Below are 14,796 nucleotides of genomic sequence, written 5' to 3'. Positions count from 1 at the left end.
TTATGGGGATGTGTTGTTAAGCCGTTCCAATGCCTGCGCTGCTTCCGGCCGCGCAGGCTGCAACTGCGATAGCTCAGTCAGCAGCCTGCGCGAAGCCTTTGTGTCAACGCGGGCGAGGGCGGTTGCCATCATCAGCAGTGGGTCGTAGGCTGGACGGTAGTCCGGGCTGGTGCGCAGTACCAATAGCAAGGGTTCACGTACTTGTGCCAGCATGCGCTCTACGTCGACTGAAGGCCGCACGTCGCGGCCCACCTCGATATACCTTGTGCGTGCCGCCCAGTAAGCAGCGATACGTCGCTGGATTGCCACGTCGGGTGTAGAACCCAGCACGTCGGCAGACTCGATCGTCAGTTCCCGCAGTAGTGCTACCAGCCGGTCGCGCGGAAGTGAATCGGGCGCATAGGTGATGCGTGGTGCACTGTACGCGACCACGGGGTGGTCATCCGTGTTGGCCTTGCTGCTACCAGCGAAGCGCGCGAGGGACTGCGGCCCGGCTATGAAGCTGCCCAACACAGCGAATTCGTCGTTGAAGCCGAAGTCTGCAGGGGCTTGCGGCCATGCGGCAGTGGCAAGGCGTGCCCGCACCTGTCCAGCGTCGAAATGGGGCGGTCCGTTGCGTCCGACCAGACCGATGACCGGCGTCTCCAGGCTGTTGGTTGCGATCATGGCCCGGCCGTCCGGATAGACGGCAACAAAAGACTGAACGATGGAGCGCAGTGTCTCCACGTCAAGCTGGTGTAGTGGTAGCCACTGGCAAAACAGTCCCTCGGCGGCGAGTCGTTCGCGCACCGCCCGAAAGTGCTCCACGGTATAGAGCGCAGCTGAGCCGCTGCGCGCAGGATGAAAGTTGTCGGCCACGATGACGTCGTATTGCCGGGAGGAGGCCCGCACATAGCGCCGTGCATCGGCGGCAATCAGGTTTCGGCGGCGAGGGGACTCACTTCCAGTGAGTACACGCGTGAAATAGTCGGATGCCTCAATGACTTCGGGTAGCAGCTCCACCGCATCTACCTGCAGCGTGGGGTCCTCAGCTGCTGAAAACGATGTGACGCCTGTACCCAAGCCAAGGAACAACACCTGTTTGGGCGCTGGATGCAGTAGCAGTGGCAGCAGGGCCTGCCGGGCATCAGCAACTCGTGAGTCACTGCTGCCCTCCTGCTGGCGGTTATCGATCCGCAGTCGCATGACTCCTTGCGCATCCTCCACAACGCTCACCGTTGCCATTGCCCCATCGCGGTAGCTGACGACGCGGCCGCCTTCGGGAATGTCGACAAAGGCCAATGGCGGCGCCCATACGGCCATAGCAAGAGCCATTACGGTGGGCCCCCAGACAACGGGCGTTCTCCAGGCACGCGGCGAGGAAAGTACCAGGTATCCGATAGCGACCGTCAGCAGTGCGAACTTGGGCCCGACCGCAGGAACGAGAAGCACGCCAAACACCAGCGGTGCAGCGGCTGCGCCCAACGTATTGAAAGCCAGGGAGCGGCTGAAGGCCATGCCGGCCGTTCGCGCCTGTATCGTGAGGTGACTGAACAGTGCACCCATCACGATGGTGGGAAGGGCGAATGCCGCGAGGGCCAGCGCGGCTTCCGCTGCGAGCGCCGCAGCCATACCCGAACCCATAAGTTCCAGTGCATATTGCTTGAGCGTTTGCGCACCCCATAAGCCCAGTGTGGCGACTAGGCAGGCCGCTGCCAGCAGGCCCAGTAACCGGTCGCGAACGGGGTCTGAATTGAGGTCCTGCTCGTGGCCCGGCACCCGGGTTCCGGAAAACCAGCGCTGGTACACCGCTGCCCCAAGGGCGGTGCCGCCCAAGTAGACTGCCAGCAGCATCGCGAAGGTGTAGACCGTATCCTCGGAAACCTGACTCAATACGCGAACGACGAGTACCTCATAGCCAATGCCGAGGAGCCCTGTCGCTGCGAGCATTGGCGCAAGTTTATAGCCGGTTGTCTGTTGCGGATCGGCTCTGACGAGACCATCCGAACGCAAGCTCAGCGCCGCAGCCGCACACAATACATTGATGACTGCGCACAAGCCGGTCGTGCGCGCAAGGCCCAACTCGGGTATGAGCCAGAAAGCGCTCGCCAGCACACCGACGACGGCACCGAAGGTATTGCTCGCGTACAGCGCAGCGATCGAATACCCCTGGCGCTGCAGCTGCGCCGTGACGCGCTCCATAGCTGGCAGCGTCGCACCCATCGCCACCGTTGCGGGCAACAGCAGGACAAATGTGCCGCAGAACGCCGTTGCCCAATGCCAGGCCTGGGTGGGTTGCTCGCCGGTGATGTCGAGTAACCAGCCACCCAATGGCACCATGAGGAACGCAAGCGCAACGCTCCATGCTGCGATGACGGCCTCGCAGGCGGCATACCAGCGTGCGGGATGCGCACTTTGCTCAATGAGGGAGCCCAGTGTCAATGCACCAAGAGCCAGACCGCCAAAGAACGCCGCAACAACGGCCAGCACTGCTGCCGTTTCGTGACCCAGCCAGACAGCGCATTGTTGCGTCCAGACAATCTGGTAGCCCAGGGACGCAAAGCCGGATGCACACATCAACGCCAGGGCAATGCGTTGGCGCGAGGCTACCGACCTCACGGACACAGCGTTGGCCACGTTAGCCGCCAAACGTGATGGAGTAGCCCCAGGAATCCAGTCGGGTGGGAATGGCGTTGAACGCTACGGTGATGCGGCGTTCTCCGGGATTCGGGGGCACTGCGTGCATGAGGTAGCTGGGGAATAGCACGAGATCGCCCGGATTGGGTGCGGGGCTGACCCACTTGTCGGCGCTGTAGGGGCCAGGTATCGTTCCGGCGTGATCATTCCTGAAGGCAAAGTCCGTGCCTCCGGGCGACTTCATGAAAACTGTCTGCGAGTCTGGATGTGTGGGCGTCAAATAGACGACGCCAGAGATGAAACTGTTCGCGTGATTGTGCATCGCCTGGCGACCGCCCTGATCGAGGAAGTTAACCCACATTTCCTTGATCGCCCATCCCATCCGCTCGCCAAAAATCTGCACCCCAAAATCTACAAGCTTGGGCGTGATCAGCATAGCGGCCTCGGCAAACAGAGGGCTGTCCTGGGGACGCAGCACCTCGGTGTGCGATAGATTTGTAGATGAATTGTTGTCTCGGACCGCCATCGCACTGAAATGCTTGACGAGGTCAGTCACCAGTTCAACAGGCAGTGTCGCCGGTGCGCGCATGAATGGCGTTGGAAAGAGTCCGATGATTTCGTCCATTGTATTTTTTAGTAGGTATTTTTGGTCGACAGGCTACTCGCGGAGGCAACCATATCAATAGAACAGAATCGGAATATAGGAGAAATTCATATCAAATTTGTGACAGTAAGGGAAGGCTGTGCACAACCTGTCGTGATTCATGAAACCGTCATCTGTATGCAATACGCTCGCGTTTTTCACAACAACGTTCCAAGGTATGGCCGCGCAAATTCTTGTAGTGGAAGACGATCCGGGCATTCAGGAGCTGATTGCGATCAACTTGTCTCGGGCTGGGCACATTGTTCGGTGTGCAGCTGACGGTGAGGTAGCTAGAAAGATGGTTTTTGAGGCTCCGCCGGATCTGGTCCTGATTGACTGGATGCTGCCTGGCATATCGGGCATCGAATTGGCACGCATTCTGAGATCCGACGCGAGTACACGCGACGTGTCGATCATCATGTTAACGGCGCGTGACGAGGAGCGTGACAAGATTACCGGTCTTGAAACGGGTGCAGACGACTATATGACAAAGCCGTTTTCTCCCCGTGAACTGCTCGCCCGGATTGCTGCCGTGCTGCGTCGCCGAGTACCCCTTGCGAATGAAGGTATTGTGGAAGTTGGCGGGCTCAGCCTGCAGCCGTCCACTCAGCGTGTTACTGCTGCAGGTGTCCAGCTTGCCTTGGGGCCCACCGAGTACCGCTTGCTGCATTTCCTCATGACCCATGTGGATCGGGTGCACAGCCGAACACAGCTACTGAACCATGTTTGGGGTGACAACTTCTTTGGGGACGAGCGCACGGTGGATGTGCATATCCGTCGCCTGCGCGCTGCGATGGAAGAGGGCGGGCACGATTCCTTGATCCAGACAGTGCGGGGCAGTGGCTATAGCTTGTCAATCACTGCGCGATAGGCCCTTGCGCAGTTCATAGCTTTTCAAAACAGCCGGAACATACCGGATGGTTTCCGCGTAAGGCGGAATGCGCAATCCATGCGCTTGTACGGCCCCAGCGCCAGCGTTGTAGGCGGCGAGCGCCAGCTCCTTGTTGCCAGAGAATTGATCAAGCAAGTCACGTAGCAGGCGCGCACCACCTTTCAGATTTTGCACAGCATCCATAGGATCAAGAACCGCGTAGCGTCTTGCGGTGGCGGGCATTAGTTGCATCAAGCCTAGTGCTCCCTTGGGTGAGATGGCCCTGGCGTTGTAGCCCGATTCGATTTCGATCACTGCATGCAGCAGTGCGGGTTCAAGGCGGTTGGCCTGTGCCGCGGCCAAAATTTCGTCTGCAAAGCGGTTCCTGGGGTTGCGTAGGCCATCCCTTGATGACACCGCCACGCCGGAAGAGGGTGTTTGACTGCCAGTTCGCAGCAGCAGGCGAAACCGCGAATCAGAGGGTTGGTCGCTGAAATGTGGCGTGCCGTCATCGGCGATGAATTGATAGACGTCGGCTGCCGCCGGTTCAGGCGCAAACAGGGCGCAAGAAAGCAAAACGGATGTAAGGATGTGACTGACACACCGGACACGTTTTTCTGATGGTTGGTGGAAGCTGTTGCGGGTGATCACCAAAGTGATTCTGTCATCGTGATGTTTCGAAAATATTTCAGTCCCGGTTTCTGTGTGTAACTGGCTTGTCACACAACGCGTCTACATTCCCGACAGGTGTTTCGGAGTCTTCTCTGTCGGATTCGGGTTGACCGATTTGCAGCAAGACGGACCCTTCCTGATATGACTTGACCCACTATGACACTGACTCTTCCCTATTCATCCAAACGTTCCTCCGGCTTCACTCTGCTTGAACTGCTGGTGGTCATGGTGATCATCGGAATGCTTGCAGGCTTTGTGGCCCCCAAGTTTTTTGCGCAGATCGGAAAGTCACAAACGAAGACCGCACGCGCACAGATCGACGCACTGGAAAAATCACTTGATCAGTATCGGTTGGACGTGGGGCACTACCCGACCAATGAGCAGGGGTTGGCAGCGCTGATGGAGCGTCCAGCAGGGGAAACCAAGTGGTCGGGCCCATATCTCAAAAAAGCGGTTCCGCTGGACCCCTGGTCAAACGCGTATGTCTATAAGTTTCCTGGCGAGCACGGCGAATACGATTTGATGTCCTACGCCAAAGACGGTCAGCCCGGTGGCACCGGTGAGTCGGAAGACATCGTCAGCTGGTGATCATGCAATTTCTGGTCAAGACATTGAAGCCGGACACCGGCGTTGGCATCACGATGCTTGAAGCATCGGACGCCGACGATGCACGGCGCCAGGTTGCTGCACTGGGGCATGCGGTGCTGTCGGTTACGCGCGCACCATGGCTTAGTCGGCTGGGAGCAAGGGGAACCACACGTTTCCCGCTCCTGCTCTTTAGCCAGGAGTTGCTTTCGTTGCTCAATTCGGGCATCACTATCGTGGAAGCGGTGGAGACCCTGGCAGAGAAAGAGAACCGCCCTGCGGTTCGAAGCGTGCTGCAGGGGATTGTTACCAGCCTGCGCGAGGGGCGTGCCTTCTCCGCCACGCTGGAAGATGCCCCGCAGGCCTTTCCGCCGCTGTATGTCGCCACAGTTCGCGCCAGTGAGAGAACGAGTGGCCTTGACGAGGCGCTTGGCCGCTATATCGCATACGCCACACAACTGGAAACATTGCGTGGCCGCCTGGTGAGCGCAGCAATCTATCCGGCGCTACTGGTTGCTGTCAGCAGTCTGGTGATTCTTTTTTTGATGGGTTACGTGGTGCCCCGCTTTTCGCACATATACGAAGACATGGGCGGAGACTTGCCTTTTCTCTCACGCCTGCTGTTGCAGTGGGGCATGGTGGTTGAGAAGTATTGGCCCGTATTGATTGGCCTGCTGGTGGCTTTTGCATTGGTGATGCTGAACGGCGGTGGCCGCATGGTGGGGCAGCGGCTGTTTCGTTTGATGTGGCGTTTCCCGGCGGTAGGTGAGCGCATGCGTGTATTCCAGTTGACGCGGCTGTACCGTACGCTGGGCATGTTGCTGCGGGGAGGTATTCCCATCGTTCCGGCGCTGGACATGGTGTCAGGTCTGCTGTCGGTGGCCTTGCAGGCGCGCCTGACCAGCGCCACGCGAAGCATTCGCGAGGGCAACACTATCTCGCAGGCCTTTGAGGCAGACGGACTGACCACCGCAGTTGCGCTGCGCATGCTGCGAGTCGGCGAGCGCGCCGGAAACATGGGCGAGATGATGGAGCGGGTTGCAGCCTTCCACGACGAAGAGATGGCGCGTTGGGCCGAGTGGGTGACGCGTCTGTTGGGGCCTGTACTGATGCTGCTGATGGGCCTGGTGATTGGCGCTGTGGTGGTGTTGATGTATTTGCCGATCTTTCAACTGGCGGATAGCATTCGATGAACAACCGAATTGACCCAGGGGTCCTCGTCAAGCCCTTTTCCCCAACAGAAATTGACGCGGCCCGCGCTATTGCCAAGGCGCGCGGTGGCCGCTTGATTGAAGCGCTGGACGAGGCCAATGGCGCGCCGGCCCAAGCCTTCACTGCACGCTTGGGTGTCACGGCGCATTTGGGTGTAGTTGGCATGAACGAGATGCACGCGCTGAAACCCGCCTTTGACCTGTTGCCCTATAGCGATGCACTGCAGCGCGAATGTCTGCTGTTCCGTGGCGAATCGGACGCGCTGCTGATGGTTGTTGCCGACCCATTCAATATGGGCTTGCGCGACTGGGCGCAAGAGCGAGTGCGCTCCCAACTGGAAATCCGACTGGCTGACCGTGGCGACATTGCAGCGTATCTGGCTCGCCACGAAGACACACTTCGGGCTATGGATGATATGGTTTCGATGGAGCATTCGGCGCAGCAAAGCGCTGGCGCAGAGGACATTTCGCTCAAGAGCATCAGCGAGGATTCCAGCCCGGTGGTTCGTCTGGTCAACTCGACGCTGTACGACGCGCTCAAGGCCGGCGCGAGTGACATTCACCTGGAAACCGCACCCAGCGGCATTTTCATTAAATACCGCATTGATGGTGTGCTTGCCAGCGTGGGTGGCATTCAGGGAACCGAAAATGCCGAGCAGGTTATCTCCCGCATCAAGGTGATGGCTGAGCTGGATATTTCGGAGCGCCGCGTGCCACAGGATGGCCGCTTCAAGGTGGCCGCAAGCGGGCGTGAAATAGACATTCGTGTATCCATCATGCCGAGCATTCATGGTGAGGACGCCGTTTTGCGCATTCTGGACAAGCAGCGCCTGTCCGACAAAGTGGTGGGTTTGAGCCTGGAGGCGCTTGGTTTTGACGCCACCACGCTCTCGCTTTTACGCAGGCTTTCTGTCGAACCCTACGGTATGTTGCTGGCCACCGGCCCGACCGGCAGCGGCAAGACCACCACGTTGTATGCCGCCATCAACGAAATCAACCACGGCCACGACAAGATCGTCACGATTGAAGACCCGGTGGAATACCAGTTACCCGGTGTTTTGCAGATTCCCGTGAACGAAAAAAAAGGTCTCACCTTTGCGCGGGGCTTGCGTTCCATCTTGCGCCACGATCCCGACAAGATCATGGTGGGGGAAATTCGCGATGGCGAAACCGCCCAAATTGCGGTTCAGGCCGCACTCACGGGTCACCTGGTGTTGACCACCGTTCACGCAAACAATGTATTTGACGTGCTGGGCCGTTTTACGCACATGGGGGTGGACCCCTACAGCCTGGTGGCCGCCTTGAATGGCATTGTCGCGCAGCGCCTGGTACGCATGAGCTGCCCGCACTGCGTAGAAGATGACGTGCCAGACGCTGCTTTGTTGTCCCTCTCGGGAATTCCCGACGCAACAGGATTTCGCTTTCGGGTTGGGCGTGGCTGCGCCCATTGCCGTGGCACCGGGTTCAAGGGGCGCAAGGCCGTAGCGGAAGTGCTGGTGCTGGATGATGAGTTGCGCGAAATGATCGTCAGCCGTGAACCCGTTCGGCGCATCAAGGAAGCCGCCGCTCGCAATGGGACCCGGTTGATGCGCGAGGTAGGGCTTGATCTCGTACGTCGTGGGGAAACAAGCCTTCAGGAGTTGAATCGTGTGGTCGCTTAGTTCCCCAAAATGGATTGTTGGCTTGTCGGCACAGCGGATTACGCTGGTGCGTCCCGCGTGGGGTTGGTCGCGCAAGATTGCGGCTTGCGAACACATTGACTGCAAGTCTGAAACACCGGGAACCGACGGTGCATCCTGGCAGCCGGCAGTCGTCACTCTGGCCCAATGGCTTGCTGAAAAGGGTGGACGCAATCCCAAGCTGCATGTGGTGTTGTCGGGGCGTTTTGTGCGTTGGCAACTGCTGCCTTGGCAGGCTGAAGTGAGCCAGCCGAAAGAGCTTGCAGCTTATGCGTCGTTGCGATTTCATGAAACCTTTGGGAAGGCCGCCAACGACTGGCAGGTCATGCACTCACCACAACCACCGGGACAGACGGTGCCTGCCTGCGCGGTAGACGCCGCTTTGATTGCAGCGTTGCGCAGCACCTGTGATGCGGCAGGCGCCACTCTCGCCACAGTGGCCCCTTATTTCGCCTCTGCATTTGACCTCCGGCGCACATCTTTCAACAAGAAATCGGCCTGGTTTGGGCTGATTGAACCCGACTGTGTGTCACTGGGCTTGCTGCGCGACGGGCAATGGTTGGGATTGCGCAGTCAGCGCGTGGATGCGGACTGGCGCGATGCGCTTCCCGGCATGATGGCGCAGATGGGTATCGCAGTTGGCCTGTCGGAAGAATCTGTGCCCTTGTACCTGACCGGCGGTGGTGGCGCCCCACCGCGAGTCGCAGGTCTGGCATTCACCTGGCTTCAGTCCAAAGCGCAAGGAATCTGAAGACTATGCACGCACTTGCCATTAATTTTGTTCAGCGACGCCGGTTGGCGTCACCCCTTGGCTTGCTCTTGCTGGTCGCCGGTATCGCGGCGATGGGTGTGGTCGCTCTGGATTTCTTCGACGCCCGTGACGAACTGGACCGTGTTGAGCTGAGGCAGGCACGTGTCAAGCCACCTGGTGCCGTTTCGCGCCCGCTTACGGGAGCAGCAGCCCCTGTGCGTCCTGATGCGAAAGCGATTGAAGTCGTTGCCGGGCAACTGGGCCTTCCATGGGATACGATGCTACGCGAGATCGAGTCACGCTCAGACCCCGCCGTCGCGCTGTTGAGCGTAGAGGCCCAAGGGCAATCGCGCACCATGCGTATCAGCGGCGAAGCGAAGACCATGGCCGACGCAGTGGCCTATGTGGGCCGTCTGCGTGAGTCGCCGCGGCTCACGGCGGTGTTCCTGTCCGGGCATGACGAAAAGCAAGCGGGTGCGGTGACGGTGGTCCGGTTTTCACTGGACGCCAAATGGAGCAGCCGTTTATGACCTCAGACACCGTGATTGCGCATTTGCGCTTTCAACTGAATCAGCATGGTCTGCCCGCGCTGGTGGGTCTTTTGCTGATAGCGGGTGCTATTGGCCTACAGACAATCGGCGTAAGCGAGGCGCGTGCGCGCACGGAAGAACTGCAGCTTGAGCAGGCCACCTCGCGGCAGCGCCAGGCGCTGCAACCCAACCCCGAGGAGGCAACCAGCAAACGCATTGCCGGGTTTTATGCCGATTTGCCAGCGCCCGGTGGCGCGCTGGAAGCGATTGAATCCATCCACAAAGCCGCAGAGGCTAACGGCGTCAAACTGGCGCACGGTGAGTACCGCATGACGCGCGAAAGCGGTGCACCCTTGCTGCGTTACCAGATTACGCTGCCTGCTCGCGCAAGCTATCCGCATCTGCGAGCCTGGATTGGCGATGTGATGAATACGATTCCGACCGCTGCGCTGGATGAAATCAGTTTTCGCCGGGAGGATGTGGGCAGTGATTCGGTGGAAGCGCGCGTGCGGCTGACGCTATTTTTGAGGGCAGACTGAATGTTGCCCTTTCGCAACCTGGTCCTGATGGCGGTGCTGGCTGCAACCGTGGCTGCTTCGCTGATCGACTTTGAGTCCTCTGAAGTTGTGGCGTCGCCCAAGGCAACTGTCACTGGTCTTGCGCGGGCGACCACGCCACGGGCTGTAGAGGCAGCGCCCTCGGCGCAGACCCGTTTCCAGAGGCAGGACGCAGACGCGTTTGCAGCGCGGAGTTGGCAGCCCCCGCCACCCCGGCCTGTTCCCGTGACAGTGGCGGAACCCAAAGCGCCTCCATTGCCGTTTCGCTATTTGGGCAAGGTGATGGAGGAGGGTGCCGTAGTGGCATTTATCGCCCAGGATGCGCGCACCTATCTGGCGCATAAAGGCGACGTTCTGCCGGACTACCGGATTGAAGACGTAACGCCTGCGCAGATGACCTTTGTCTATCTGCCGCTCAACGAAAAACAAACCCTGACATTCGGAAGTGCCAATTGAAAATCGTTATACCTATTGCCCGAATGGTTCCACTCGCGGCTGTGATACTTCTCTTCGGCTGCTCGGCCAACCCGGCTATTGAAGAAAGTAAAAATCTGCGCGCAGAAGGACGTATTGACGACGGCGTTCAGCGCCTGGAGCAGGGCATGCGCGATGCGCCCGACGATCGACAGTTGCGCACCCAGTATTTTCTGCAGCGCGACCTCGCATCGGGACAAATGCTGGCTGCCGCCGAAGCCGAGCGCGCCAGTCGGCGCTTTGATGCGGCAGAAACCCTTTATCGGCGCGTACAGAAGCTGGACCCGAACAACCTGCGCGCACAAGAGGGACTAAATGCAGTGGCTGGCGAACGCCGCCAGGAAGTGCAGGTTCGCGAGGCCGAAGGTTTACTGGACAAGGGTGATACCGCTGCGGCGGAGCGCATCCTGCAAAAGGTTCTTGTGGCAAGCCCTACGTTCGGTGAGGCACGGAAGTTGCTGAAGAGGCTGCGCGAACAGGTGGCTCTTGCAGATTCCCCCGCGCAGGCGCTCAAATCGACCTTCAGCAAGCCCATCACGCTGGAGTTTCGGGACACACCACTCAAAACCGTGTTCGAGGTTATTGCCCGCACCTCTGGGCTGAACTTTGTGTTTGACAAGGATGTCAAGACAGATACCAAGGTGACCATCTTTGTGCGGGACACCAGCATCGACGAGGTTGTGAAAATCATCCTGGCTACCAACCAGCTGGAGCGCAAGTTGCTCAATGAAAACTCGATGTTGATCTACCCGGACACACCCGTAAAAGCCAAGAGCTACCTGGAGCTTGTGACACGCAGTTTTTACCTTGCCAACGCGGACGTCAAGCAGGCGCAGGCCATGGTGAAGGCATTGGTGAAAACCAGGGATATCTTCGCCGACGAAAAGCTCAACCTGCTGGTCATCAAGGACACACCCGAGGCGGTTCGCCTCGCTGAACGATTGTTGGAATCGCTGGACATGCCTGAGCCCGAAGTGATGCTGGAAGTAGAGGTGCTGGAAGTAACCCGCAGCAAACTGATGGAGCTGGGGCTGCGTTTTCCGGACCAAGTTGGTTATGGGCTGTTGCAGCCAAGCGCCAATACGACGATTGTCAATAACGGCGTGACCCAGACGAACACCACTCTCGGTGGCGCGCTGGCTGCAGGCTTTGTTGACTTGCGCAATACCAGCGGCCTGACCTCCTATGTTGCCAACCCGGCGTTGGCTTTGAATCTGAAAAACCAGGCGGGTAACGGCAACCTTCTGGCCAACCCGCGCATTCGTGTCAAAAATCGCGAGAAGGCCAAGATCCACATTGGCGACCGCGTACCGGTGTTCACCACCACGTCCACCGCCAATGTGGGAGTTTCCGCTTCCGTGGCGTACCTCGATGTCGGCCTCAAGCTCGACGTTGAGCCCAATATCTACCTGGATGACGATGTGTCCATCAAGGTGGGACTGGAAGTGAGCAGCATCGTTAAAGAGGTGATAGGCCCGGCCGGTTCGCTCGCCTACCAGATTGGCACCCGTAGCGCCGCCACCGTGCTGCGCCTGCGAAATGGCGAGACCCAGGTGCTGGCCGGTCTTATTAGTGACGAGGAGCGCAGTAGCGCCAACAAGTTGCCGGGCCTGGGCGACATTCCGGGCCTTGGCCGCCTGTTCTCCAGCCAGAGTGACAACAACAGCAAGACCGAGATTGTTTTGCTGATTACGCCGCGCGTGGTCCGCAATCTTGCCCGGCCGGATGCTATATCAGCCACTTGGCCAGCAGGTTCGGATTCGGCGGTTGGCACCCCAGCGCTGCAGGTGAAAAAAGCGGCGCCGCGCGCCTTGTCGCTGTCGTCACGCCCTGCGTCTGCTGCTTCCGCCAGCGCAGCGCCGGAAGTGCCGGAACTTCAATCGGCACCCCCCACCCCTGCCGACCTTGCACATGAGAGTGGCTTTACAGCACCCGTGGTTGAGGCGGTGCCTGCGACGCCACTGCCTGGCGGCATTGTTCCTCTACAGGTCATCAAATGAAGGGTAGGGCGCACGGCTTCACGCTGATCGAACTGGTCGTGACCATGGCGATTGTGGGCGTTCTCGCCTCCGTGGCGGTGCCCCTGCGTGAACTCAGTGTGCAACGAACCAAAGAGCACGAGCTGCGTGCGGCGCTGCGGCAGATTCGTGAGGCCCTTGACGCCTACAAACTCGCCACGGAAGACGGCCGCATGCTGCGCAGAGTGGATAGTTCAGCCTATCCGCGCACGCTGGAGGAACTGGAAGGCGGTGTTGTTGATGCAAAAGACGCCGGTGCAAGGAAAATCTACTTCCTGCGCCGCCTGCCGCGTGATCCGTTTTATCCGCAAACAGACGTTCCTGCCGCCGCTTCCTGGGGCAAGCGTGCCTACGCCAGCCCGCCAGATGCACCCGCTGAGGGTGATGACGTGTTTGACGTGTATTCGCGCTCCGAGCGTATTGGCCTCAACGGCATTGCTTACCGTGCGTGGTGACATGCGTCGCGGCTTCACACTGATTGAACTGCTGGTGGTGATGGCAATCATCGCAACGCTGCTCACCATTGCCACTCCGCGGTATTTTTCGCATCTGGACCGGGCGCGTGAAACGGCGCTGCGCGAAACGCTGGCCGTGGTGCGCGATTCGATCGACAAGTTTCATGCGGACACGGGTCGCTACCCCACCGAGCTTGACGAACTGGTCACCAAACGCTACCTGCGCCGCATGCCGGTGGACCCCGTCAGTGAAAATTCTGAGACTTGGATCATTGTTCCCCCCCCGAGCGAGTCATCCGGTGTGTGGGATATCAAAAGCGGTGCCGGCGGAGAAGAGAGGCCCTATGCGCAGTGGTAACGCTCACCAGTGTCGCCACGCCAAGCAACGCGGCTTTGGCTATCTGCTGGTGCTGTTTGCACTGGCAGCGCTGGGCTTGTCGATGGCGGGCACCGGCCAGGTGTGGCACACCACGGCCCAGCGCGAAAAGGAGGCGGATCTTTTATTTGTTGGAAACCAGTACCGCAGGGCCATCGAGTCGTATTACAAACAGTCGCCTGACGCAGTCAAGCAATACCCATTGAAGTTGGAAGACTTGCTGGAAGACAAGCGCTTTCCCACGCCCAAGCGCCACCTGCGCCAACTTTACCGCGACCCCATGACTGGCAGCGCGGACTGGGGCCTGATGAAGGCTGCTGACCGCATTGTGGGTGTGTACAGCACTTCTGACGGTAGCGCGCTCAAAACCACGTTTCTGGAGCGCGACGCGGCCTTTGCCGGGACGTCTCGCTATGCAGAATGGGTATTCAGCCCCGCTACAGGCGTTGTAGCACCATGAAAACCCCTGTTCGCCTGAATAGCCATGACCTGGAGCATTTGCTCGTCACCATTGAAACATCATTGACCGTCAACAAGCGCGTTCAGTTCTTTTTATGGGCCCAGGGCGCACTGCAGGGCTTTATTCCCCATGAGACGCTGTTTTGCGCCTATGGCGACATTGCGCGCATGCGCTTCAAGTTTGAGACCTTCACCCGCGGTCTGTTCAACACGCAGGCCGAACAGGAAGTGGGCGACCCGGTGAACGGGCTGCTGCCCCGCATCATGGACGACTGGCTGCGTGGCGGCCGCGTGCCGCGACTGCTCAGCCCGGATGGAGAAGATCAGGTTGGACGGCGGCAGCTGCTGGCTGACCTGAAGCGTTGCGAATTTGGCCATGTGGTGGCCCACGGCGCCCGGGAGATGCAGGGCGAGGGCGGCAGCTTTTTTGTCTTTGTGCGGCACCCCAGTCCGCAGGCGCCACGCGACGCCTATCTGCTGGAGCTGCTCATGCCCTATCTGCACATGGCGCTGCACCGCATGCTGATCAACGAGAGCAGCGAAAAAATCGATGAAGTTGAAGCGGTAACCCTGCTCTCCAAGCGCGAGATACAGGTGCTGCACTGGGTGAAAAACGGCAAGACCAACCAGGAGATCGGACAGATTCTGGATATCAGCCCGCCGACCGTCAAAAACCATGTGCAGAACATCATGCGCAAGCTCAACGTAACCAACCGCGCCCAAGCGGTTGGCAAGGGCGCCACCCTGCGTCTGTTGGTGGCGGGCGAATCCAGCTGATCTTGTAGCGTCCGGCCTACGGATGCGGTGCTATCAAGTTGATAGCTGCTTGCGCATATTGCACGGGGGCTAGAGGCACTTTTATCTTCTAACTTCAAGCCGTGGTGTGAATTTCGGCATCT

General features: G+C 59.3%; 16 protein-coding genes. 13 read left to right on the top strand and 3 right to left on the bottom strand.

From position 1 onward, the window contains the following. Together AC097W_RS10075 and AC097W_RS10070 are read right to left on the bottom strand one after the other, a co-directional pair. Nucleotides 1-2,616 carry a spermidine synthase gene (locus AC097W_RS10075; RefSeq protein ID WP_479602367.1) on the bottom strand — a complete coding sequence of 872 codons (2,616 nt, stop codon included), beginning with the start codon at nt 2,614-2,616 and terminating at the stop codon, nt 1-3. 1 nt (nt 2,617) lies between these two features. After that, the gene (locus AC097W_RS10070; RefSeq protein WP_479602366.1) at nt 2,618-3,241 is read right to left on the bottom strand and encodes a putative 2OG-Fe(II) oxygenase; all 624 of its coding nucleotides are present in this window, start codon (nt 3,239-3,241) and stop codon (nt 2,618-2,620) included. A gap of 196 nt (nt 3,242-3,437) precedes the next feature. Here AC097W_RS10070 and phoB point away from each other — a divergent pair, with 196 nt between their 5' ends. Beyond that, on the top strand, nt 3,438-4,130 hold the full coding sequence (gene phoB / locus AC097W_RS10065; protein WP_479602365.1) for a phosphate regulon transcriptional regulator PhoB: 693 nt from the start codon (nt 3,438-3,440) through the stop codon (nt 4,128-4,130). Here the strand turns inward: phoB and AC097W_RS10060 are convergent. After that, nucleotides 4,113-4,781 carry a lytic transglycosylase domain-containing protein gene (locus tag AC097W_RS10060; RefSeq protein ID WP_479602364.1) on the bottom strand — a complete coding sequence of 223 codons (669 nt, stop codon included), beginning with the start codon at nt 4,779-4,781 and terminating at the stop codon, nt 4,113-4,115. The two genes, phoB and AC097W_RS10060, sit on opposite strands and share 18 nt — an antisense overlap. Before the next feature lie 177 nt (nt 4,782-4,958). Between AC097W_RS10060 and gspG the strand changes: the two genes are divergently transcribed. Genes gspG through epsA form a run of 12 tightly spaced genes read left to right on the top strand, consistent with a single transcriptional unit; the run spans nt 4,959 to nt 14,674 of the window. Then, nucleotides 4,959-5,390 carry a type II secretion system major pseudopilin GspG gene (gene gspG, locus AC097W_RS10055; RefSeq protein ID WP_479602363.1) on the top strand — a complete coding sequence of 144 codons (432 nt, stop codon included), beginning with the start codon at nt 4,959-4,961 and terminating at the stop codon, nt 5,388-5,390. A 2-nt stretch (nt 5,391-5,392) separates the two neighbouring features. Beyond that, nucleotides 5,393-6,580, top strand: coding sequence for a type II secretion system F family protein (locus tag AC097W_RS10050; RefSeq protein ID WP_479602362.1), 1,188 nt, complete (start codon nt 5,393-5,395; stop codon nt 6,578-6,580). After that, the gene (locus AC097W_RS10045) at nt 6,577-8,259 is read left to right on the top strand and encodes a GspE/PulE family protein (protein WP_479602361.1); all 1,683 of its coding nucleotides are present in this window, start codon (nt 6,577-6,579) and stop codon (nt 8,257-8,259) included. Before AC097W_RS10050 ends, AC097W_RS10045 begins: the two co-directional genes overlap by 4 nt. Beyond that, nucleotides 8,246-9,028 (top strand): hypothetical protein, encoded by a 783-nt coding sequence (locus AC097W_RS10040; RefSeq protein ID WP_479602360.1) that lies wholly within the window; start codon nt 8,246-8,248, stop codon nt 9,026-9,028. The genes AC097W_RS10045 and AC097W_RS10040 overlap by 14 nt, the downstream gene beginning before the upstream one ends. A 5-nt stretch (nt 9,029-9,033) precedes the next feature. Then, nucleotides 9,034-9,558 (top strand): PilN domain-containing protein, encoded by a 525-nt coding sequence (locus AC097W_RS10035; RefSeq protein WP_479602359.1) that lies wholly within the window; start codon nt 9,034-9,036, stop codon nt 9,556-9,558. Continuing rightward, a complete protein-coding gene (locus AC097W_RS10030; protein ID WP_479602358.1) occupies nt 9,555-10,097 on the top strand; it encodes a hypothetical protein in 543 nt (180 codons plus the stop codon). The genes AC097W_RS10035 and AC097W_RS10030 overlap by 4 nt, the downstream gene beginning before the upstream one ends. Then, nucleotides 10,098-10,571, top strand: coding sequence for a hypothetical protein (locus AC097W_RS10025; protein WP_479602357.1), 474 nt, complete (start codon nt 10,098-10,100; stop codon nt 10,569-10,571). Continuing rightward, entirely contained in the window at nt 10,568-12,589 is a 2,022-nt protein-coding gene (locus AC097W_RS10020) for a secretin N-terminal domain-containing protein (protein WP_479602356.1), read from the top strand. The genes AC097W_RS10025 and AC097W_RS10020 overlap by 4 nt, the downstream gene beginning before the upstream one ends. Further along, a complete protein-coding gene (locus tag AC097W_RS10015) occupies nt 12,586-13,062 on the top strand; it encodes a prepilin-type N-terminal cleavage/methylation domain-containing protein (protein WP_479602355.1) in 477 nt (158 codons plus the stop codon). Before AC097W_RS10020 ends, AC097W_RS10015 begins: the two co-directional genes overlap by 4 nt. 1 nt (nt 13,063) lies before the next feature. Beyond that, nucleotides 13,064-13,420 (top strand): type II secretion system protein, encoded by a 357-nt coding sequence (locus AC097W_RS10010; RefSeq protein ID WP_479602354.1) that lies wholly within the window; start codon nt 13,064-13,066, stop codon nt 13,418-13,420. After that, the gene (locus tag AC097W_RS10005) at nt 13,407-13,898 is read left to right on the top strand and encodes a type II secretion system protein (RefSeq protein WP_479602353.1); all 492 of its coding nucleotides are present in this window, start codon (nt 13,407-13,409) and stop codon (nt 13,896-13,898) included. The genes AC097W_RS10010 and AC097W_RS10005 overlap by 14 nt, the downstream gene beginning before the upstream one ends. Continuing rightward, nucleotides 13,895-14,674 (top strand): XrtB/PEP-CTERM-associated transcriptional regulator EpsA, encoded by a 780-nt coding sequence (epsA, locus tag AC097W_RS10000; protein ID WP_479602352.1) that lies wholly within the window; start codon nt 13,895-13,897, stop codon nt 14,672-14,674. Before AC097W_RS10005 ends, epsA begins: the two co-directional genes overlap by 4 nt. Nucleotides 14,675-14,796 lie beyond the last annotated feature (122 nt).

It is taken from the genome of Rhodoferax sp. GT1R46, from assembly GCF_056521285.1.
This window is presented reverse-complemented; position numbering and strand designations above follow the sequence as displayed.

What these genes read in the sequence shown, in the direction of transcription:
- AC097W_RS10035 (WP_479602359.1), top strand. Translation starts at nt 9,034, where the DNA reads ATGCACGCACTTGCCATTAATTTTGTTCAGCGACGCCGGTTGGCGTCA.
- AC097W_RS10030 (WP_479602358.1), top strand. Translation starts at nt 9,555, where the DNA reads ATGACCTCAGACACCGTGATTGCGCATTTGCGCTTTCAACTGAATCAG.
- AC097W_RS10010 (WP_479602354.1), top strand. Translation starts at nt 13,064, where the DNA reads ATGCGTCGCGGCTTCACACTGATTGAACTGCTGGTGGTGATGGCAATC.
- AC097W_RS10045 (WP_479602361.1), top strand. Translation starts at nt 6,577, where the DNA reads ATGAACAACCGAATTGACCCAGGGGTCCTCGTCAAGCCCTTTTCCCCA.
- AC097W_RS10015 (WP_479602355.1), top strand. Translation starts at nt 12,586, where the DNA reads ATGAAGGGTAGGGCGCACGGCTTCACGCTGATCGAACTGGTCGTGACC.
- AC097W_RS10005 (WP_479602353.1), top strand. Translation starts at nt 13,407, where the DNA reads ATGCGCAGTGGTAACGCTCACCAGTGTCGCCACGCCAAGCAACGCGGC.
- AC097W_RS10050 (WP_479602362.1), top strand. Translation starts at nt 5,393, where the DNA reads ATGCAATTTCTGGTCAAGACATTGAAGCCGGACACCGGCGTTGGCATC.
- AC097W_RS10070 (WP_479602366.1), bottom strand. Translation starts at nt 3,241, where the DNA reads ATGGACGAAATCATCGGACTCTTTCCAACGCCATTCATGCGCGCACCG.
- epsA (WP_479602352.1), top strand. Translation starts at nt 13,895, where the DNA reads ATGAAAACCCCTGTTCGCCTGAATAGCCATGACCTGGAGCATTTGCTC.
- phoB (WP_479602365.1), top strand. Translation starts at nt 3,438, where the DNA reads ATGGCCGCGCAAATTCTTGTAGTGGAAGACGATCCGGGCATTCAGGAG.
- AC097W_RS10025 (WP_479602357.1), top strand. Translation starts at nt 10,098, where the DNA reads ATGTTGCCCTTTCGCAACCTGGTCCTGATGGCGGTGCTGGCTGCAACC.
- gspG (WP_479602363.1), top strand. Translation starts at nt 4,959, where the DNA reads ATGACACTGACTCTTCCCTATTCATCCAAACGTTCCTCCGGCTTCACT.